This window comes from Bacillus sp. LQ01, from assembly GCF_057624735.1.
The window spans coordinates 1,494,404-1,515,116 of record NZ_JBYEZL010000002.1; the positions used below are offsets into that span (position 1 = coordinate 1,494,404).

Below are 20,713 nucleotides of genomic sequence, written 5' to 3' on the forward strand. Positions count from 1 at the left end.
CGTATAGCGGGAGGGGACTATATATGTTAAAGCAATCCATGCATTCATTCGTGTTATTGTATCCAAATGTATTGTTAGAAGGCTGGAATGTTGAAAAAGTTTCAGAACGTTATGAAGGTGAAAAGTGGGGAACTTTTTGGTTTCAGGTTGTTACTCCAACTGGGATGTTTCGAGTAAAGGAATTTTTTCTCGATATAATGGAACCAGTATTTCCGGATAGCTGTATTTCTCAAGCAAAAGGAGATTCTTTTCAATATAAAGGGCTTGTGTATTGGAAAGGTATAAATTATAAAGGAAAAGAAAGTTACGTTACATCTATATGGAAAACACAAGTTGAAATTTCTGTTGATCATGGATATGTAAACCAAGACGAAATGGAACGATTTCTATTTGAATTACAACCAGTAAATATGGAGCTTGGGAAAACGATATTACATACATCATTTCACTTATTAAGCTTTCAAGCGAAGAGAAGTGAAATGGGTGAGATAGGAAGATGTAGAGAGTGGAATGCTCCAGATGACGTATCCTATGTAAATTTGTTAATTCATGAAAAACTAAATTGGAAACTTGAATCGGTCGGTTTTGGAAATGACGAAACGCAGTATGTATACTGGGACGAAGTTAATAAACTATATGCACTTTGGGTTTGTAGACATAAAAACAAAGCGTATTATCCTATTTCTTCATGGACAATGAACTATGGCCCAAAACAAATTATAAACGGGTTAGAGTTTTATCCGCACCCTAATCGCGGAACAGTTGTATACGAAGATTTAGGTAATGAACAAATCGCATACGTATTTCGCGGTAATCCATGTACAAATTTTGAACAAGTAAAAGAACTTTTCGCCTGTTTGTAAGATAAAAAGAAAAATGAGAACGACAAAGTAGATATTTGTATAATACAATAGAGTGAGATTCGATTATATGAGAAAGCGTTGGTGAAAGAATGGGACAGCAAAGAAATTGGTTACAAGCAACTGTAGAAAGAAATAAAGATAATACGTTACAAATAAAGTGGGAAAATAATATAGAAGAAGTTCGTATTTATTGGAGTACTTCACCAGATCATATTGAAGAAAATGGAGAATTACTTGCAACAGTAAATGGGGAATTATCATATACAATTGAAAACCCCAGTGAAAATGAACGTCCATATTTTAGATTAGTAGGAAGTAATGGACAAGCAGTAACAGTAGCCGAGCGTAGATTGCCATTACAAGGTGCGTTTAACTTCCGTGATATGGGAGGATATGAAACGACTGAAGGCTGTAAAGTAAAATGGGGCAAATTATACCGCTCTGAAGAATTAGCAGGGCTAACTGAATGGGATATTGCCTATTTACAAAAGTCTGGTTTAAAGTTAATTTGCGATTACCGTACAGACTTTGAAGTGAAGCATAAGCCGAATCCAGAAATTACGGGTGCTCGTCAAGTGTGCTTACCAGTTATGCAAGACTTAGCGAAAGACTTAAATATAAATGAGTTTTTCCAAGTTGGTGACCTTTCTATGTTAGGAAAACCAGGTGAGTATCTTGTGAAAATGAATCAAGATTTCGTAAGTGGTAACGAGGCATTCGTGAGCTTCTTAAACTTAGCGCAAAACCCGGAAAACTTACCGTTAGTAAACCACTGTACAGCTGGAAAAGATCGTACTGGATTTGGTTCAGCATTATTACTACTTTTACTAGGTGTACCAGAAAAAACAGTAATGGAAGACTACTTACTAAGTAACGGATTCCGTGAAAAGCTAAATGAAAAAATGATGGCCTTTTTAGGTGCGAAATTACAAAACGATGAGAGCAGAGCGATATTAGGTGCAATGTTTGAAGCACGTGCTGAATACTTGCAAGCTGCGATTGGTGAAATTCAAAAGCAATACGGATCAGTTGAAACATACGCTGAAAAAGCTCTTGGCTTTACGAAAGAGTCGTTAGAGGAAATGAAAGAGTTATTGCTAGAAGATTAATAATGAGAAGGAGGCTGAGCGGATTAGCCTCCTTTTACTATTGTTGCTATAATTTTGTTAATGAGGATGTTGTGCACAGAGGAGAAAATGGATGAAAAGAACTTAAGAATCGGGGGATAAAATGATTCATACACGTGTAAAAGCAGAGGGGTTAAGAGAGAAGCTGGCAACAATACTAAGTCAAGAGTATAAGGAACTAGCTATTCAAGATTTAAAGGTGATTGGAACGGGAGTGCAAAATATTGTTTTTCAAGGAGATTCAGAAAAGGGGTCTTTGGCATTTCGAGTACCGTGGGAAAGAGAAGTGGAAAATATAAATGAAGACTTATTTAACAGTCGGATTTCGTTGCAAAAGGAAGCGGAGCTGTCTAAGTATTGTCATTCAAAAGGTATTCCAGTACCAAGGATACACGGATTGCATCTTTCAACCGAACTTGATTTTTTAATTTCGGATTGTGTGTATGCTGATCATATGCCAATTTCCGCATGCAAAATAGGGGAGTTAGTGAGCAATCTTCATAGTATGCCAATTGATGGTTTGTATTACAAACAAAATATTAGAGAGCCTATTAGTAAGTATATAGCAGAACGAATTGTGAAACGGATAGAAGGGTTTAATACAATCACGAACTGCAAAATTAATCTTCCGGATACAAAAACAATTGAATATATTCTTAGTACAGCAGATCATGTAAAATGTTTATTACATATGGACATTCGACCAGCCAATTTAATCGGGTATAATGGAGAAGTTAAAGCAATAGTTGATTGGGATAATGCTTTAATTGGTCATCCATTGCTGGAGCTTATGAGAATAGCTGAAACAAATGAGGTTAGTTGGGATGAATTTAAAGATGGATATAAGAATGATAGTATCTTTAATGTTACTCCTCATATTGTTAGTTTATTTTATAGACTAGATACAGCAGTCATGCTAGCAAATTTATTTATAGCACATTTGAAAATAAAAGATAAAGGTGTATTCTATAAAGAGCGGGTTAAAGCGCTTCATCACGACATATATAAAAACTTATAAGCAATGAGAACGAAGCTTTTAAAATAGGAATTGAGGAGAACATCATGAAATACAAATTTATATTATTCGACGTAGACGATACATTATTAGATTTCCCTGAAACGGAAAGACACGCATTACATAATGCGTTTGTACAGTTTGGCATGCCTACAGGGTATAATGATCATCTTGCAAGTTATAAAGAGATTAGTAATGGATTATGGAGAGATTTAGAAAATAAAATGATTACGCTAAGTGAATTAGCCGTAGAGCGATTTAGACAATTATTTGCACTTCATAATATAGCCGTAGATGCGCAGCAATTTAGTGATGTATACCTTGAAAATTTAGGGAAGGAAGTACATCTTATAGAAGGCGCAGTGCAATTATGTGAAAATCTTCAAGATTGCAAGTTAGGTATTATTACGAATGGATATACGAAGGTGCAACAATCAAGAATCGGAAATTCGCCTTTATGTAATTTCTTTGATCACATTATTATTTCTGAAGAAGTTGGTCATCAAAAACCAGCGCGTGAGATTTTTGATTATGCATTTGAGAAATTTGGAATTACGGATAAATCAAGTGTACTAATGGTCGGAGATTCGCTAACTTCTGATATGAAAGGCGGAGAAGACTTCGGCATTGATACGTGTTGGTATAATCCAAGTTTGAAAGAGAATAAGACGAGTGTTAATCCGACTTATGAAGTGGAGAGTCTGCTACAAATTTTAGAAATTGTAGAAGTGGCTGAAGAAAAGGTAGCTTCATTTTAATTGTGCTGATATTTGTCGAAAAATCGATATATTTGAAAAATCGTTGATATATTGTAAGTTGTGATAGATATATTTGAAAAATCGCTCATATAAATTCATATACTAAGATATAGAACAAAAAATAGCGCTACTATACAAGATCATTCACGTGTTATAATGCGTGAATTAAATATGCGTATATAAATAGTCTCTCAGAGTGATGCGATGTCATGTATGATTAGTGTAACAACTAGAGGTGAATAAAGGATGTTAACGTTTTTATTTGAGTTAGATAAGAGTATCCCGCAGAAGGATGAGCCACGGTATGATGCTTATTCAAAGGGCTTTATCGAAGGAGATGTAACGATTTGCGCGAGTGACAGCGTATTTTTTCAAAAATCATGTATGAAGGTTGCAGAGCTGGGCATTTATTTAGGTCAGTGGATGGAACAAGTTCAACATGGGCAGAACGTGCCTATGAAATATGAAACGGCTGACCGTGAAGAGGTAATTCTTGGTTTCTTCTATGAAGAGGATCATAATCAATGGAATGTTTTTTCCAGCTGGCAAGAATTTGAACTTCAAGAGCGTATAGCTACTACAACATTAATAGAGAGTGTTCAACGCTATTTGTATGAGCTAAATAAAGAACTGCGCATGATAGAATATCCTGTGACGTTTGATCAGTACTTAAGAGGAGAGCGAATGATGCAGCTCTCTTACAAACGACCGTGTGATAGCAAAGCAGATACGACACCGATAGAGGTTTATAATGGAAGTGAGCAAGTAGGCGTAGTAAGGGGCTATTATAAAAATACGCTGATGAGAGTGCTGGATTTCATTCCAAAAATTGGTAGTAATATTATTTATGAAATAAAGGATAGTAAGGACAATATTCGCGTCATTGCAAAGGATGTAAGTAGGCAGCGCCAAAGAAGGATTTTAGTAACGTACAAAGATAATCATGATGCAGAGCATGAAATACTTGTATGTGACGGAAAGTTATTGGATGCAAATTTCTTATTTACCTTTACATATAAGGCAGAAGAATATGTTGTTCATAAAACTTCATTTGGAATGGGAAAGTTATTACGAAAGGGCTATGTAATTGCAGATTGGAATATTCGTCTTGAGGAAGATATGTATTACATTGAGATGAATGTATATGATGAAGATTACATGCAGGATCAATACTTGCTATTAGGCGTATTTCATGCGGTTTTATATGGATAATCAATGAGAAATACCGTCATTCTTCTTGGAAAGAATGACGGTATTTTTTTATGTGATTCTTGTGACTGGACGTCTTTAATCAATCCTCAAAAATAAAAATCTCATCAATCGTACTATGTAATGCCTTCGCTATATCGTGAGCAAGTTGTAAGGAAGGATTGTATTTACCTTTTTCGAGATGACTAATTGTTTCACGTCGCACACCAACGCTCTTCGCTAAATCTTCTTGTGTCATGTTCAATTTGGCACGGTATTCTTTTATTCTCGTTACGAACGCCATGGTGCATCTTCCATTTCATCAATTGGTTTATCGAAAAAGAACATAGAAAAGCGGAATGTAAGAATGAGTGTGCCGAAAATAAGAGCGATATCAATCTCTTGTAGCGTAGGGTTTGGAAATAACATTTCAATAAACATAATGATTGTGGTAGTTAGTAACGTAACGATAAATGCATTGCGACACGATTTATTGACAATTTGTTCAAACAGTTCATCGTGTTGAACTGTTCTATACGATGTGAAAAAGGAGAAGAAACAGAACATAGTAAACAATCCTTTTTCATAAAAAAATCCGAGGAAACCGAAGAAACCGAGAAATCCTAAATATTTTATCCAAGTTGTTTTCATGATAGGTCCTCCTTATGTTGTTAGAAATAAGTCACGTTATGTTATAAATATATCGCAATTGGATAGGAATGGTAATAATAGTTTTCCAGTTTGCTTCATAATAATAGTAAAAAGAGGAAATATGCTGCGAAATAAAGAGGATAATATTGTAAAATGGTTGTAAGGAGGGGGAGGAAGAAATGCTAACTTGGATCATGATCGTTGTATTACTTGTAGTGATTACTGTCATTGCGACGGTGTTAATTGGGCGGAATGGTGATGCAAATTATAGCAAAGCGACAAAGGGGAATATTAAACGCTTAACAATGATTTATATTATACTAGCTGTCGTTTTAGTTGTTGGATTAGGGGTGTATATTTATTTTAAAGGTTAAATAAACTGAAAAATGTAAAAATATTAAAATAGAACTATGCTATAATATCAATATAGTTATTTGGTAATTAAGGAAAGGATTGGATGGAATGATTGAAATTACGAATGTGTCAAAAAGTTATAATGGGTCTACCTATGCAGTAAAAGACTTAAGTTTATCTGTACCTAGCGGCGAAATCTTTGGATTTTTAGGACCGAATGGTGCGGGTAAATCAACGACAATTAAGATGATTACTGGTATTCACGGGGTAGACAAAGGGACTATTACGATTAACGGAAAAAATATTATGGAAGAGCCGATGGAAGCGAAGAAGACGTTTGGTTATGTACCAGATAGTCCAGATATGTTTTTACGATTAAAAGGAATTGAATATTTAAACTTTATGGCTGATATGTATGAAGTGCCAAAAGAAGTACGACAAGAACGAATAGAGTCTTTAGCGAAGAAGTTTGATCTTTATAATGCTTTATCTGATCAAATTCAAAGTTATTCGCACGGTATGAGACAAAAAATCGTTATTATTGGTGTGCTCGTACATGAGCCAGATGTATGGATTTTAGATGAACCATTAACTGGGCTTGATCCGAAATCTGCATATATTTTAAAAGAAATGATGAGAGAGCATGCGGATAAAGGAAAGATTGTATTTTTCTCTACACACGTATTAGAAGTAGCGGAAAAAATATGTGACCGGGTTGCTATTATTAATAAGGGGAATTTACAATTTAAAGGAAATTTAGATGAAATGAGAGATCATTTTAAATCCAATGAATCACTTGAAAAAATGTTCTTGGAGATGACGGGCAATGAGTAAAATTGGGACGTTAACGAAAGTATTATTGAAATTAAATTATGCAGATTTTATAACAGATAAGAAGAAGCGATGGGCGTATGTATTTTCATTTGCAGCTATTTTATTTGTCGGCTTTTTACTGTTTGGTTCTATCACGCATGCAATGTATGAGGGAATGATACATTTAGGGCAAGATCCAGGAATGATTATCGCAATGGGACTTGCGATTGCGAGTATATGGGTATTTTTAATGAGTATTACGAACATTTTAACTGTATTTTACTACAGCAATGACATTGAAATGTTATTACCATTACCATTAAAACCAGCGCAAATTATTTCAGCCAAATTTTTAACGGTATTAATTACACAATACGTAATGAGTTCATTTATTTTATTACCGATCTTTATTACGTACGGTTTAAAAAGTGGCGCATTTATTACATATTACATATACATGATTTTTATTTACTTACTCTTCCCGATTGTGCCGTTAGTACTAGCTTCGTTACTGATGACAGTTATTATGAGGTATACAAATATAGCAAAAAATAAAGACCGAGGAAATATATTTATTGGAATTGTAAGTATACTATTTATTGTAGGAATTAATGTATTTTTACAGTGGAAAAATAAAAGTTCGTTTTCTGAAGATGCAATTGCGGATTACCTTGCGAACAACCAATCTTCTCTTTTAGTACAAATGACAAACTATTTTCCAACTACATATTTCGGAGCAGTGGCATTAGTAGAAAATGCAAATTGGAAGGGTCCTTTATATGTATTAATCTTTGCACTTATTTCATTTGTATTTTTTGTGTTGTTTTATTACATTGCAGAGCGTACATATTTAAAAGGGGTTATTGGACTTTCAACGAGTACAGCAAAAAAAGAAGTCATTTCAGCCGAAGGATTACAGAAATCAACGGTACAAAGTTCACATTTAAAAGCGTATGTGAAAAAGGAATTTAAAACGTTATTCCGTACACCACAATTTTTCTTAAATTGTATTGTACAAACTTTCGTTATGCCGATTATGTTATTCTTTGTTTTATTCGTGCAAGACGGGAATTTAAAGTGGATTACAGGGTATATTGATAACCCAAAATCAGCAGGCCTTGCAATTGGCGTGGGCCTTTGTGCATCGTTATTTTTAATGGGTAGTAACGTCATTGCAACAACGTCATTTTCGCGAGATGGAAGCTCTTGGTTTGTGAATCGTTATTTACCAGTAAAGGCTTCGGATATCTTTTTTGCGAAAGCAATCACTGCTTGGTTAATTAATGTGATCATTTTAGCAGTATTCGGTATTACGATGGCAGTTGTAGCTGGGATTTCTCCAGTCTTTATGATACTGTGGTTTTTACTAAGTGCGAACGGGTTGTTATTAATTAATTTAATCGGAACACGTTGGGACGCACAAACTGCAGATATTCATTGGGATACAGAGCAGAAATTATTTAAAAGTCGATATACAACTTTGTGGAATTTTTTAGCTAATATTTTAATAGCTTTAATTATTGTGGCGGGAGTAAGTGTATTATACTTCTTCCTTCATGTCGGACTATGGGTTATGTTTATCGTTTTATTTGTAATGTTTACGATTGTAAATTATATCTTTATTAAAATGTTAAAATTAGGTGCTGAACGTATACTGTCAAATATTCAATAAGAAGATAGATCCTCTGTATTCATGCAGGGGATCTGTGTATAGATGGAGGAGAAAAAGGTGAAGAAAATAGCAATTGTAACAGGGGCAACTCGTCTGAATGGAATTGGTGCAGCTGTATGCAAGGTGCTTGCTCAAAAGGGGATAGACATTTTTTTCACGTACTGGCCAAAGTATGATAAAGCGATGCCATGGGGAATGAGTGATCAAGAACCCTTTTTGCTGAAAAAGGAAATTGAAAGTTACGATGTTCGATGTGAAATGGCAGAAATCAATTTATCGCAGTCTTATTCGCCAAATCGTTTGTTTTATATGGTATCAGAACGGTTAGGTGATCCATCTATTCTAGTTAATAATGCAGTATATTCTACTCATACGAGGATTGAGGAATTAGATGTAGAGCAGTTGGATAAACATTATACAGTTAATGTGCGGGCTACTATGTTATTAAGTTCATTGTTTATAAAACATTATTCACTTAAAACGAGCGGGAGTATTATTAATCTTACTTCAGGACAGTCAGTAGGTCCAATGCCAGATGAATTAGCATATGCAGCAACGAAAGGGGCAATTGAAGCATTTACAAAGTCAGTGGCACCAGTAGCGATAGAGAAGGGGATTACTGTTAATGCTGTTGATCCAGGACCAACAAATACAGGGTGGATTACAGAGGAATTAAAACATTATTTAGTATGGAAATTCCCGCAAGGTAGAGTTGGAGAAACGATGGATGCTGCGCGCTTAATTTCTTTTTTAGTAAGTGAAGAAGCGAAATGGGTTACTGGGCAAGTCATTCACTCGAATGGTGGTTATTCATAAAAATATTATGTTAACAAATGCTGAGAAACAAAAAACGAAAGAAAATTTTATTTTTTTGTATAAATAAAATGTCAAGAAAGATAAAAATTTGATAGAAGAGTATATCGTCATATGAAGATAGTGATTCTTAATGTGACAATATACTCTTTTTCTTTTACTTGCGAGCAGAAAAATGAAGTAGAAGAAACTCGAATATTAAAATGAGTTTATCAGTTTTTGTCCGTATTATTATGAAGATTACTGTCGGAAAGATGGTGATTCATGTGAAAAGGGATTTTTTAAGGGGAAATCGAATCGTAAAGGGGAGGATAAATTATGTAAAACATAGGGGGATTTATATGAAAATGAAAAAGGTCGCTATCGCATCGATTACAATTGGTACAATGCTTACTATGGCAGCTTGTAGTCCTTCAGCAGATAAAGAAACGGAAAAGAAAGAGCAAGTAACTGCGCAAAAGGATGGAGAAGCAAAAACGACAAGTGCAGATGAAGCTTCAAAAACAACGAAAGATACTGAAAAAGAAACAAATACTTCTTCAAATGAAAAAACAGATAAGGATGCAAAAAATACGAAAGAATCATCAGGAACAGAAAGTAACGGCAAAACGTCAACTCAAAACGAAAATGTAAAAACAAAAGAAAAAGAAACGACAGGAAAAACGAATGATCAAACGACTAGCGGGAAAACAGCAGATCAAAGCACAAGTACAAGCACAAACAATAACGGAAAGGCAACGAAAGATCCGAAGAAAAGTGTTGCTGTGAAAACGAATGTTAAAGAAGTTGTAGCATTAATTGATAGCTTGGACAAGCAGTTAGCTGCTAATCCGAAATTGGAAACAGTGAATAAGCTTGGCAAACAAATTAACGAAAAGTGGGATGTGATTGAAAAAGAGCTAGAAGCATCACATCCGACGGATTCTAAAACAATCGGTCAAAGTATGTATCCGTTAATTGTAGGGGCGGAGAAGGAAAAGATTGATGTTAATAAAATGAAATCATTAACGACGAAAACGAAAAAAGATTTAAATCAGTTATTGACGAAACTTTCATAGTTTCAAAAGCCTACTCGTGTGAGTAGGCCTTTTTTAGGTTGTTGTAATGTGCACAGTATAACTTATTTATTTTCATTTTCAATTACGATGCGAAAGGAACTGAATGCTTGTTGACTGACATAATCTTCTTCGCTAACTTTATAAGGAAATGGAAAAGCGACGAGTTGAAAATTACTTTCTTGATCCACTGAAGGCAATGTGAAATTAAAGATTTGTCTTGTTTCAGGTGCAACCTTAGTATAAACGACTTTTCTATTGTTAAATATTTCAACTTGTTTCCAATCTTTAAAAGCCACGATTGCGTAAGTCATTTCATCATTTGTTTCATTACCGTTTGATAAAATTAATTGCTTGCCTTCCTTTTCAAAGAAGACAGTTTGTAAGTTCTCTTCACGGTTCGTAACAAATACTGGTTCGTAAAGACCATCTTTTAAAATAGCATCTGGATCTATAAGGGGGAGTTTTATTTTTTCGTTTTCTTTCTGAAGAGGATGCATTGAATATCGCATACTTAGAATATCTTCTAAAATAGCTGCTTTATTTAAGTTATTATCTTTTAATTTGTATTCAGGTTTTTTTATTATTAAAAAGGTTAATGCACTTGCATTAGGAGAAGTGTGTAAAGAGATTTTCGTAGTCATTGAACTGTTTGGTTTCATATCAAAAAAATAGTGTGATATTTCATTAGTAGTATCTTCTATTTTAAAAGGTTTTTGTTCGTAATCTTCTAGAACAATTAATCCATATTTTCGGTTTTCATTAATAGTATGTACGAATGATAATGTTACATTAATTTTATTATCCTCACTAGTAATTGTACTGCCATTGTTAATATGTTGGCCTTGATTATCCTTCAATCCGTAAGAAATAGTATTGGTTTGTTGCTCGCGTTTATTTTCTATGGAAGGTGGATGAGGTTGTATGATTGAAGTATTGAACAAAATATAAATTGTAAGTAATGAAATAAGTAAAACACCGCTAATAATATATATTTGTTTCATAAATAGCACCTCAATATATGTAAAATATTAGAGAAAAAAGATATGCAAGATGCATATCTTTTTTCTCTTTCTTACCAGAAAGCTTTTGTTTCGTGATTCACATCATTATAACCACTTAATTTATAGGTATGATTACCGATAGCGTAATCATCTCCATAATAAATGCTTGTGTTGGTCGCTGTAGCACTTACAAAGGATGTTTTTTTTGCACTATTACTTTTCGTATTTACTAATGAGCCATCGCCATTGAAAGTTCTTGCTTTTGCATAAACATAGTCTTCGGTCGTAGTTGATTTCGATTTAGCAACTGCATATGGGTTACCAAAAAAGGGAGTATATACGCTAATGTTAGAGTCATTCTTAGGTGCAGCTGCAATAGTCAAACTAGGAACACTAGATGTTTTTGTTGATTGAATTGTATCAAAGTCAACTAAAACGGGCTGCTTGTCTACAGTATCGATCTCTGAAGCACTTGCGTTATTAGTAAAACCAAAACCTAAAACCGCTAACCCTAAAGTTGTCACCGATAAAGATTTTTTCATATTCACTAATTTTCCCACCTTTTTAAATTTTTGAGTTCGAACTCAATTCATACAATATATGAAAATTTCGAAACTCTCAATGGTTTATCCCATACTTAACTTTTCTTTTACTTTCGATTCAACATGTCTTCATTTGCAAAAAAGCGAATATATCTTCTAATGCTTAGCCAGCAAGGGATACAGGTTTAATTTTATGAAATTCATGTAAATTTAAATCTATTCATGTCAGAATCTCTGTTATTTTTAAGTTCATATGGGAAACTTATTAAAAAAAGGATGGTGACAAAAATGACAATCGATCGAATTTGTACAATTGGACCCGCAAGTAATAATAAAGAAACATTAGCACAGTTAATAAAGAATGGTATGAAAATTGTTCGACTGAATTTATCGCATGGCACGCATGAAAGTCATAAAGACATCATTCGTTTAGTGAAATCATTAGATGACTCTATTAAATTTTTGGGTGATGTACAAGGACCTAAAATAAGATTAGGTGAAGTGAAGGGAGAGCAAATTACACTTCAGGCAGGAGATTCTTTTATTTTACATACACAACCAGTTACAGGGAGTAATACAGAAGCAAGCGTTGATTATGAAGGAATACCGAATGATGTGAAAGTAGACAGTAGAATTTTAATTAATGATGGAGAAGTTGAATTAATTGTTGAAAAGATAAGTACGGACAAAATAGAAACGAAGGTAAAAACAGGTGGCAATATCTCATCCCATAAAGGAGTTAATTTACCAGGTGCGGCTGTTCGTTTACCAGCTATTACAGAGAAAGATAAAAAAGATATTCAGTTTCTTTTAGAAGAGAATGTTGATTTTATCGCGTGTTCTTTCGTAAGAAAACCTAGTCATATAAAAGAAATACGAGATTTTATACAACAGTATAAAGAAACGTCACCTAATGTAATTGCAAAAATAGAAACGATGGAAGCAATCGAGAATTTTCAGGATATATGTAAAGAAGCAGATGGAATTATGATTGCAAGGGGCGATTTAGGAGTAGAGTTACCGTATCAATGCATTCCGCTTTTACAGAAAATGATGATTCAGGAATGTAATCGAACGAATACATATGTCATTACAGCAACACAAATGCTTCAATCTATGGTAGATCATTCTATTCCAACAAGGGCTGAGGTGACTGATGTGTTTCAAGCTGTACTGGACGGGACGAATGCAGTTATGCTTTCAGCTGAAAGTGCATCAGGAGAACATCCAATCGAAAGTGTGAGAACATTACGTCTCGTTTCAGAATTTGCGGAGCATGTTAAAAAAGATGGACCTTTTGCGATGAAAGATGTACTGCAATTACTGCGTGAGTCTCTGGATGAGTAATAAAAAGAGGGCGGATATGCATCCGCCCTCGTGTTTTTCATTCATACTATTCTTGCTCTTGCTCATCCAAAATCTTTTCAAACGCAGCAGATACTTTATCAAACTCTTCATCATTTTCAATGTATGAAAACTCATTATCTTCTTCTACTTTTAAAAAGAAAATATCAATGTCTTCCTCGGTTTCTGTTTGGATATCTTCAACAAAGGCAACTGCAATATATTCTGCGCCTTCGACATCCATCGCTCCAAGTACTTCTACTTCTTGCTCTTCGTTATTCTCATCACTAAGAGTAAACACTTCGCCAACTTCAATATCAGACATATTCATTCTCCTCCTGTTCGACTCTAAAAAATAGAGTGCTCAAACTGCATACATACTAATATATCTTTCCATGAAAAACCAAATTCATACATAAGAAAAACGACTAATAGTTCTTTAGTATAAGTATCCAGCTATTAGGAGCATTATTTGTGTGTGCTACATTACTTAATCCATTCAACAATTGTATCTATAGTCTGTCTTCTTTTATCACGTTTTGGATCTTCTTTACGGTAACCAAAGGCAACCATAACAGATACTTCAAAGTTATCGCCCTGTATAATGCCTTCTTGACGAAGTAAAGAGTCTACTTTCTCTTTATCGAATCCTTCTATCGGACAAGAATCAATACCGATTTGAGCTGCGCTCGTCATCATATTACCTAAAGCAATATAAGTTTGTTTAGATGCCCAATCAAATACAGTACGATCGGATTGTAATAAGTTAAAATCTGTTTCCTGGAACTTTTTGAAGAATTCATATCTAATTTTTTGAGTGTCTTCAGGCAATCCAATAATATCGTTCATCATATATTTAATATACTCTGCATCATAATGCATATCTTTAATGTTTCTTGAAAGAACAATGACGAAATGGCTTGCTGTTGCAAGTTGCCCACCAGCGCCCCATGAATACGGTTGTAGTTTTTCTCTTAATTCTTTATTTTGTACGACAATAAATTTCCAAGGTTCATATCCAAAAGAAGAAGGAGATAATCTGCCTGTTTCTAAAATGAATTTAAAATCCTCTTCTGAAATTTTGTGCATAAGATCGAACTCTTTACATGCATGTCTGAAATGAAAAGCCTCCATAATTTTCTCTTTTGTAATTTCGTTTGTATTTGTCATAAAAGTTCCTCTTTTCGTTAATTTATTTTGTAAGTAAATTATATTTTTAAAGTAACATAGATACAAGTACGCACATTTATGTGTTATAGTATCAAAAAAGATACTATTGTTAAGGGAAGGGATTTATTATGGATTGTTCAAATGAAAAAAATATAAATTACCCATTTTTAAATAAATATTCTTGTCCAGTTGAAGCGATGGTAGAGGTGATTGGTGGAAAATGGAAAGGTGTTATTTTGTATCATTTATTAGATGGGAAAAAGAGGTTTAATGAATTAAAAAGATTAAAACCTAATATCACACAAAGAATGTTAACACTGCAGCTTAGAGAACTTGAAGCAGATGGCATCATACATCGTGAAGTATACCGTGAAGTGCCACCTAAAGTAGAATATTCGTTAACCGAGCTTGGTGAATCACTTCGTCCAATGATTCTATTAATGATGGAATGGGCAACTCATAATATGGAGAAAGTTTTGGAGAGTAGGAATGCACAAAATAAAAGTTAATAGATAAAAGTGGTATAGTAGAGAAGGATATGAATTTTTCTTAAATTGGTAGTGAAATTAGAAAACCATATATTATTAAAATAGGTAATTGGATGTTAAAGTTTTGTAAGATTAAATTGAGTATAATTATTTTATGTAAACTAATTGCCCGGTTATCTATCAAATGAAAAATCTATGTATCGTTGATATAGTGTAAATTATGATAGATATATTCGGAAAATCGTTAATATAATTTCACTTATGAAGGTGTTGTTCATTAAGGGAAAAGGGCTGTCATGCGCGGACAGCCCTTTTTTGTTTACCTGATTTACATTTTGAGAATACTTCACAGTCATAACGTAGTAGGCGTAGTAAAATATTTATTCAATGTATTATTTTTCAAAGAAGTAAGCGGAACCTTCATCTCACTACCTTCCTTCATATTCCGCAGCACAACAGTGTTTGTACTAAGTTCTTCTTCACCAATAATAAGCACATAAGGGATATTCTCTTTATTGGCATAATTAAGGGCACGTTTTAATTTGCGTCCTGCTAGTTCAAGTTCGACTTTTAAGGAAGTGGTGGAACGTAATTGCTGGGCAATTTGTAAGCATTGTAATTCTGTCCCGAGCGGGATGATAAATAGATCCGCTGTAGATGAGATTGTTTCTTTCTGCGATAGTGCTGTATAAATAACGTCTAAACCGAATGAAATACCGACTGTTGGATAGTTCATACTATCACCACGGAATGCTCCGATAATGTTATCGTAACGGCCGCCGCTACCTATGCTAGATGTAATTGAGCCATCTTTTAGGAAGATTTCATATACAGTACCTGTGTACATTGTCAGTCCTCTTGCTAAAAACGGATTGAATATCGTATTTTCATTTATTCCGAGAGCGATTAAATATTGCTGTAATTGTTGCAATTCGTTTACGCCATCGGCAACGAGTTGGTTATTGAAAGCTTCTTTAAAGTCAACAATTGTAAGCTTTAGACAAGATAATACAGTATTACATATTGTATCAGCCATTTCTTCAGAAATTCCGCGCTCTAATACATCTTTTCGTACACCATCAATCCCAATCTTTTCGATTTTGTCTAATGATAAAATGACGTCATTTGTTAATTCAGTAGGGATGTTAATGGCCTGAAGAATACCATTTAACAATTTTCGGTTATTATATTGGATCGATATCTCTAAGTTTAATGTTCGGAACAGCTCAAACGCCATGCTCATGAGTTCCGCTTCAGCCATGACTGATTCTACACCGACAATATCAACGTCGCATTGTATAAATTCACGAAATCTTCCTTGTTTAATTGGCCCATCTCGAAATACTTTCCCAATTTCATAACGTTTAAAAGGGAGGCGGAGGTTCGGGTTCATTGCCACAACTTTTGCGAATGGAATAGTTAAATCGTATCGTAAGGCAATATCACGTTTTCCTTGATCTTGAAGTGTATATATTTCTTTTAATATTTCATCACCACCGCCGTACTTGTAAGACATAAGCTCATACATATTTAACGTCGGCGTTTCTAAAGGTTTGCATCCGTATCGTTCAAACGTATCTTCACAAGCTCTTTTAATTTTATTTCGCAGCACTTGCTCCTCTGGTAAATAGTCTTTCGTTCCTTTTACATTTCTCATTTCCATCATAATCACTCCTTTTTTAAATTAAAAAAAGCTATGCAGGTATAAAAATACCCACATAGCTTTATGAACGCTTCGTGGGTCAACAGGAAAAGCCCTGTACCCACGAAGAAAAATTTTTCTTCGGATACACGGCGTTACGTATGATGATGAAGTTGGAAAGAAGTATTAACATTTCGCATGACAAATCTCTCCTTAACATAAGTTTTTCCAAATTATATCAGATGATTTTTGAATTATCAATATTTTTAGTTTTGAAATATACGTGAAGTTATGTAGGAGAAATGGAAAAGGGTGTATAATAAAACTTAATAATATGAAATAACCTTTTAAGGAGAACGTTATGAAAAAAGATAAAACAAATGCGATGCGAATATTAGATAAAGAAAAAATTGAATATTCGATGATGTCATATGATCCAGACGATGGGAAAATTGATGGCGTATCAGTAGCCGAGAAAATTGGACGAGAAGTGAGAGAAGTATATAAAACGTTAATCGCTCAAGGGAATAGTAAAAATTATCATGTGTTTATTATTCCGGTAGATGAGGAACTAAATTTAAAAGCTGCCGCAAAAGCAGTAAGTGAAAAGAAAATTGAAATGATTCCTGTTAAAGATATTACGAAAGTGTCAGGATACATTCGCGGCGGTTGTTCACCAGTTGGAATGAAAAAGCTATTTTCTACATGTATTGATGAAAGTGCCCAATCACTTGAAACGATGATAGTGAGTGGCGGGAAAATTGGTATACAAATTGAGCTTAAAGTAGAGGACTTGGCGAAAGTGACGAGAGCGCAGTTTGGTGAAGTAACGAAATAATGATACATAGGAAAAGAAGTTCTAGTTTTATCCCGCTATTTGCCGGGAAGTAAGACCCTCACCTCAAAATTCAGCGGAAGCAAAGAAATTAGATGGGGATCAACTGCCCGTAAAAGCCCGATTGGTGAGGGCTGATTAAAGTTTCACTTTATTGAATTTAGACAATAATTTATAGGATAGTTAGTCCGTTATGGGGCTGATTATCCTTTTTTATTTACAGACTAGATAAAGATTGGATATTCAGTTTAATGTAGGCGTGTAATATGAATCATTTGTTTGGCTTTAGGAGGAGGTAAAGCCTCGATGTAAGAACTTGAAATAAACAAGCAGAGTTTATTCTTAAAGATAGACAAAGAACCGGAGAGTGTTTTAATGAGGAGTCAAGAAATATCCATAAGAAAGCACAAATTGGGGGATGCCAGTATTTTTGAAAAAACACGCTAATAGTATGCAAGATTTTATACAGTTTTTTGGCTAATCCAGTAACAAACAAGAGCACTAAAACCGCGTTAGGATAGGAATGTATAAAATATGTATAGATTCATAGAACTAAAAAAGGGTTCACTTGTGAGAGCAGGGTTGTCCTTTTTCCTCGCTAACGCTAATGATGGGTTATGTTAACCTCATATGTATAGAATATACAGTTAACTAAAAATGAAAAGTTTACAATTAAAAATGAACACTAAAAAACAGTAATGTAAAATCACTACTGTTTTTTAGTGTTTCTTATAAGTGAATCATTTGTACTCCTGTCTATATAATTTAAACGAATAAATAGCTCCAATAAAGAATACAAAAGCTTCAAATAATATAAAGATTTGACGGAAATTCTCAATATCTTTACCAACTAAAGAAATAAATATAGCATTCATTAGAATTTGAGTAGTAAACATACGAGAAGTAATTTTTAAATAAATAGTATTTGTTCTTTCAACCGGTTTACCAATTTTTTTGTAAATAATAATAAGTGCAATTACTGAACCCAAAAATAGAAGTGCTGTAAGTCCTACAACGATATTAAAATTGGCTGTACTTTCTAACATCCATTTATTTAATAGATCAATCATTATTATCTTCCTTTCCTACATAAGAGAATATTTTGTTCTTCTTTTTCACTATAATAAAAAAAGGAAAAAGAAAACATTGAACTTTCTTACAAACATTCGTGTATTCTTACAGTTTTGTCATTTTGTAAATGTATTCATCGCCCTGTTTTTCACTATTTTCTTTGGAAAACATAGTGAATTACGAGGAAGGGCGCTACAAAATCAACTTCCGAGAACAAAAATTATGTAAATAAGCTGTTCACTGGATTCTCGTAGAAAACTGTGGTGAGATAAAATTTTTGATTTTGTAGCACTTTAAAATCTTAGCTAGAGGGCTATTTATCGGTATCCCACAATAAAAAGGCAGGAACATATCAAATATGCTCCTGCCTTTGATTTTATTAAGTTTAATATCTATGACCTAAATATAATAGAATTTGGAGCTTCTTTTTATTTTAAGTAAATTGGGTAATTAGACTATAACATTAATGTTTATCGTTGAATATCATAATAATATAATGGAGGTGATGTTATATGGCTCTTACTACAGGACCAATTGAAAACGTAGGAAATCAACCTGCTAATGCAAATAGAGTTAGGGTGAAAATCCTTAACCGTACTGCGGGCCCACTTACTGGAGTAGCTAGAGTTTTTAGACTTGACGGTTCATTAGTATTAATTGAACAGGTAAACTTCAATGTGAATTCTAATGCTTCTACTTTTGTAACTCTAAGTTTAGTTCATCCTGCTTTTGGACAAGCATTTGAATATGAAGTTCAAATTGTTCCTAATCAACCTGGTGGACTATATAGTGTTTATGGACTAACAGCTGACAGTGTTATCATTACTGCACAACGTATTGTGAACTCAGAATTGACACAGTTTCTTTAATTAAAATAGATTGGTGCCTACATGGTATCCAATCTATTTTTGTACGTATTATTCAGAGAAAGAAAGGTTTTACACAAAAATAAAGACAGTTATGGAAAAGAGAAAAGTCGAGCTATCATCTTGATTTTTATTATTTCTGTCTTAGACTGTATCTGTTTTGTTGCACGGTTTTCTTTGAATGCATTTTATTCAAACTATTTTTTTAAGTATTTATCAAATATGCATTATTGCATAAATAAATTAAAATTTATAAGTTAATATTAAACTACTTTTTAGTTGTAAAGAATATGTTAATAATCTTTATAAGAGAAGGATATTCCTTGTAAAAAGTGAAATTGTTTGGAATGTGAATAAATAAAAAGTTTAGAAGTGATACAGACTGGATAGAGTCTTGTATTAAATAAACAGAAAAGGGGTAGGGGTTTCTAAAAGGTTTTGGGGGTTAGAAAGCACTTTTTAGTGAATAGCTTTAAATTATATTTTAAAGGGGAATGGGTATATGAAGTTTCGAAATACAAAGATTGCTATGGTTACACTATCTTCATTTTTTATTTTAGGTTCTGCATCGCTATCATTCACAGATACTATACACGGTGAAGTAGCTCCTGCATCAGCACAGGAGATTATTGTAAAAAATTATGACGATACATATTATAATAACGCAATAGGAAAAACGGGTTTAGAATTAAAGAAGGAACTGCATAATATTATTGATAATCATACAAAGCTATCATACAGTGCGGTTTGGGAAGCGCTAAGAGATACTGATGAGGACCCAAATAATAAAAATAATGTGATACTCTTATATACTGGTCGTTCGCAAGGGAAACTTACGAATGGATCAGGAGTAAATAACTGGAACCGAGAGCATGTTTGGGCAAAATCTCACGGTGACTTTGGAACGACTGCAGGACCTGGAACAGATCTACATCATTTAAGAGCGACGGATGTATCTGTAAATAGTTCACGTGGAAATCTAGATTTTGATAATGGTGGTGTGAATCATTCTGAGGCGACAGAATGTAAATATGATAGTGATTCTTGGGAACCTCGTGATAGTGTAAAAGGAGATATTGCTAGAATGCTGTTTTATATGGCTGTTCGTTACGAGGGAGACAACGGCGAAATAGATTTAGAACTGAATGAAAAAGTAAACAACAATAAAGATCCATACATGGGGAAACTATCTGTCTTATTAAAATGGAATGAACAAGACCCGGTCGATGATTTAGAGCGAAAGCGTAATGAAGTGATTTTTACAAAATATCAACATAACCGCAATCCTTTTATTGATCATCCAGAATGGGTAAATAAAATCTGGAACTAAGATTTTTAAAGGTATTATATTTTGATAAAAGGGATTGATCATTATGATCAATCCCTTCTTATATTTTTACTAGAATAAATGATTTTTATAGGACTAGTGAGGGAAATAGAAT

General features: G+C 33.8%; 23 protein-coding genes. 15 read left to right on the forward strand and 8 right to left on the reverse strand.

Translation table 11 applies throughout. From position 1 onward, the window contains the following. The first annotated feature begins 23 nt into the window (after positions 1-23). The 5 genes from AC22L0_RS20080 (at position 24) to AC22L0_RS20100 (ending at position 4,975) form a co-directional block, all read left to right on the forward strand. Positions 24-863, forward strand: a complete 840-nt coding sequence (locus AC22L0_RS20080; RefSeq protein ID WP_002103392.1) for a hypothetical protein — start codon at positions 24-26, stop codon at positions 861-863. A gap of 89 nt (positions 864-952) precedes the next feature. Beyond that, positions 953-1,972, forward strand: a complete 1,020-nt coding sequence (locus tag AC22L0_RS20085; RefSeq protein ID WP_000531495.1) for a tyrosine-protein phosphatase — start codon at positions 953-955, stop codon at positions 1,970-1,972. A gap of 121 nt (positions 1,973-2,093) precedes the next feature. Continuing rightward, a complete protein-coding gene (locus AC22L0_RS20090) occupies positions 2,094-3,008 on the forward strand; it encodes a phosphotransferase family protein (protein WP_000582026.1) in 915 nt (304 codons plus the stop codon). Between the two features lie 44 nt (positions 3,009-3,052). Beyond that, positions 3,053-3,763, forward strand: a complete 711-nt coding sequence (locus tag AC22L0_RS20095) for a YjjG family noncanonical pyrimidine nucleotidase (RefSeq protein ID WP_000875414.1) — start codon at positions 3,053-3,055, stop codon at positions 3,761-3,763. A 246-nt stretch (positions 3,764-4,009) separates the two neighbouring features. Then, positions 4,010-4,975, forward strand: coding sequence for a tubby C-terminal domain-like protein (locus tag AC22L0_RS20100; RefSeq protein WP_000955120.1), 966 nt, complete (start codon positions 4,010-4,012; stop codon positions 4,973-4,975). A 79-nt stretch (positions 4,976-5,054) separates the two neighbouring features. Here the strand turns inward: AC22L0_RS20100 and AC22L0_RS20105 are convergent, their stop codons facing one another. Both AC22L0_RS20105 and AC22L0_RS20110 read right to left on the reverse strand, forming a co-directional pair. Next, complete coding sequence (locus AC22L0_RS20105) at positions 5,055-5,255, reverse strand: helix-turn-helix transcriptional regulator (protein WP_000896323.1); 201 nt, start codon at positions 5,253-5,255, stop codon at positions 5,055-5,057. After that, the gene (locus AC22L0_RS20110) at positions 5,243-5,602 is read right to left on the reverse strand and encodes a DUF3796 domain-containing protein (protein ID WP_087964983.1); all 360 of its coding nucleotides are present in this window, start codon (positions 5,600-5,602) and stop codon (positions 5,243-5,245) included. Before AC22L0_RS20110 ends, AC22L0_RS20105 begins: the two co-directional genes overlap by 13 nt. A gap of 179 nt (positions 5,603-5,781) precedes the next feature. On the opposite strand from AC22L0_RS20110, the gene AC22L0_RS20115 reads away from it, so the two are divergent. The 5 genes from AC22L0_RS20115 to AC22L0_RS20135 all read left to right on the forward strand — a co-directional run bounded on the left by AC22L0_RS20115 (position 5,782) and on the right by AC22L0_RS20135 (position 10,312). Continuing rightward, complete coding sequence (locus AC22L0_RS20115; RefSeq protein WP_000958863.1) at positions 5,782-5,976, forward strand: hypothetical protein; 195 nt, start codon at positions 5,782-5,784, stop codon at positions 5,974-5,976. Between the two features lie 88 nt (positions 5,977-6,064). Further along, the gene (locus tag AC22L0_RS20120) at positions 6,065-6,790 is read left to right on the forward strand and encodes an ABC transporter ATP-binding protein (protein WP_000570204.1); all 726 of its coding nucleotides are present in this window, start codon (positions 6,065-6,067) and stop codon (positions 6,788-6,790) included. Further along, positions 6,783-8,441, forward strand: coding sequence for a putative ABC transporter permease subunit (locus tag AC22L0_RS20125; RefSeq protein ID WP_087948631.1), 1,659 nt, complete (start codon positions 6,783-6,785; stop codon positions 8,439-8,441). The genes AC22L0_RS20120 and AC22L0_RS20125 overlap by 8 nt, the downstream gene beginning before the upstream one ends. Positions 8,442-8,498: 57 nt before the next feature. Then, positions 8,499-9,257, forward strand: coding sequence for an SDR family oxidoreductase (locus AC22L0_RS20130; protein ID WP_487272423.1), 759 nt, complete (start codon positions 8,499-8,501; stop codon positions 9,255-9,257). A gap of 338 nt (positions 9,258-9,595) precedes the next feature. Further along, positions 9,596-10,312, forward strand: coding sequence for a hypothetical protein (locus tag AC22L0_RS20135; RefSeq protein ID WP_000782538.1), 717 nt, complete (start codon positions 9,596-9,598; stop codon positions 10,310-10,312). Positions 10,313-10,374: 62 nt separating this feature from the next. Here the strand turns inward: AC22L0_RS20135 and AC22L0_RS20140 are convergent, their stop codons facing one another. After that, the gene (locus AC22L0_RS20140; RefSeq protein WP_000810169.1) at positions 10,375-11,313 is read right to left on the reverse strand and encodes a hypothetical protein; all 939 of its coding nucleotides are present in this window, start codon (positions 11,311-11,313) and stop codon (positions 10,375-10,377) included. Positions 11,314-11,384: 71 nt separating this feature from the next. After that, on the reverse strand, positions 11,385-11,861 hold the full coding sequence (locus tag AC22L0_RS20145; protein WP_087964980.1) for a XoxI protein: 477 nt from the start codon (positions 11,859-11,861) through the stop codon (positions 11,385-11,387). Positions 11,862-12,143: 282 nt separating this feature from the next. Here AC22L0_RS20145 and AC22L0_RS20150 point away from each other — a divergent pair, with 282 nt between their 5' ends. After that, on the forward strand, positions 12,144-13,202 hold the full coding sequence (locus tag AC22L0_RS20150) for a pyruvate kinase (protein WP_000151081.1): 1,059 nt from the start codon (positions 12,144-12,146) through the stop codon (positions 13,200-13,202). A gap of 46 nt (positions 13,203-13,248) precedes the next feature. On the opposite strand, the gene AC22L0_RS20155 is transcribed toward AC22L0_RS20150, so the two are convergent. Both AC22L0_RS20155 and AC22L0_RS20160 read right to left on the reverse strand, forming a co-directional pair. Beyond that, complete coding sequence (locus AC22L0_RS20155) at positions 13,249-13,530, reverse strand: DUF1292 domain-containing protein (RefSeq protein WP_002005464.1); 282 nt, start codon at positions 13,528-13,530, stop codon at positions 13,249-13,251. Positions 13,531-13,685: 155 nt separating this feature from the next. Then, positions 13,686-14,369: an NAD(P)H-dependent oxidoreductase gene (locus AC22L0_RS20160; RefSeq protein ID WP_087964978.1), complete on the reverse strand. Its 684-nt coding sequence runs from the start codon at positions 14,367-14,369 to the stop codon at positions 13,686-13,688. Between the two features lie 128 nt (positions 14,370-14,497). Here AC22L0_RS20160 and AC22L0_RS20165 point away from each other — a divergent pair, with 128 nt between their 5' ends. Beyond that, the gene (locus AC22L0_RS20165; RefSeq protein WP_000340644.1) at positions 14,498-14,878 is read left to right on the forward strand and encodes a winged helix-turn-helix transcriptional regulator; all 381 of its coding nucleotides are present in this window, start codon (positions 14,498-14,500) and stop codon (positions 14,876-14,878) included. Positions 14,879-15,209: 331 nt separating this feature from the next. On the opposite strand, the gene AC22L0_RS20170 is transcribed toward AC22L0_RS20165, so the two are convergent. Further along, positions 15,210-16,523 carry a histidine--tRNA ligase gene (locus AC22L0_RS20170; protein WP_340637540.1) on the reverse strand — a complete coding sequence of 438 codons (1,314 nt, stop codon included), beginning with the start codon at positions 16,521-16,523 and terminating at the stop codon, positions 15,210-15,212. A 337-nt stretch (positions 16,524-16,860) separates the two neighbouring features. Here AC22L0_RS20170 and ybaK point away from each other — a divergent pair, with 337 nt between their 5' ends. Next, positions 16,861-17,337, forward strand: coding sequence for a Cys-tRNA(Pro) deacylase (gene ybaK / locus AC22L0_RS20175; RefSeq protein WP_000710861.1), 477 nt, complete (start codon positions 16,861-16,863; stop codon positions 17,335-17,337). Between the two features lie 737 nt (positions 17,338-18,074). Here the strand turns inward: ybaK and AC22L0_RS20180 are convergent. Beyond that, complete coding sequence (locus AC22L0_RS20180; protein WP_000566272.1) at positions 18,075-18,404, reverse strand: hypothetical protein; 330 nt, start codon at positions 18,402-18,404, stop codon at positions 18,075-18,077. 513 nt (positions 18,405-18,917) lie between these two features. On the opposite strand from AC22L0_RS20180, the gene AC22L0_RS20185 reads away from it, so the two are divergent. Next, complete coding sequence (locus AC22L0_RS20185; protein WP_001229426.1) at positions 18,918-19,274, forward strand: hypothetical protein; 357 nt, start codon at positions 18,918-18,920, stop codon at positions 19,272-19,274. 499 nt (positions 19,275-19,773) lie between these two features. Then, entirely contained in the window at positions 19,774-20,601 is an 828-nt protein-coding gene (locus AC22L0_RS20190; protein ID WP_000672186.1) for an endonuclease I family protein, read from the forward strand. The last annotated feature ends 112 nt before the right edge of the window (positions 20,602-20,713 follow it).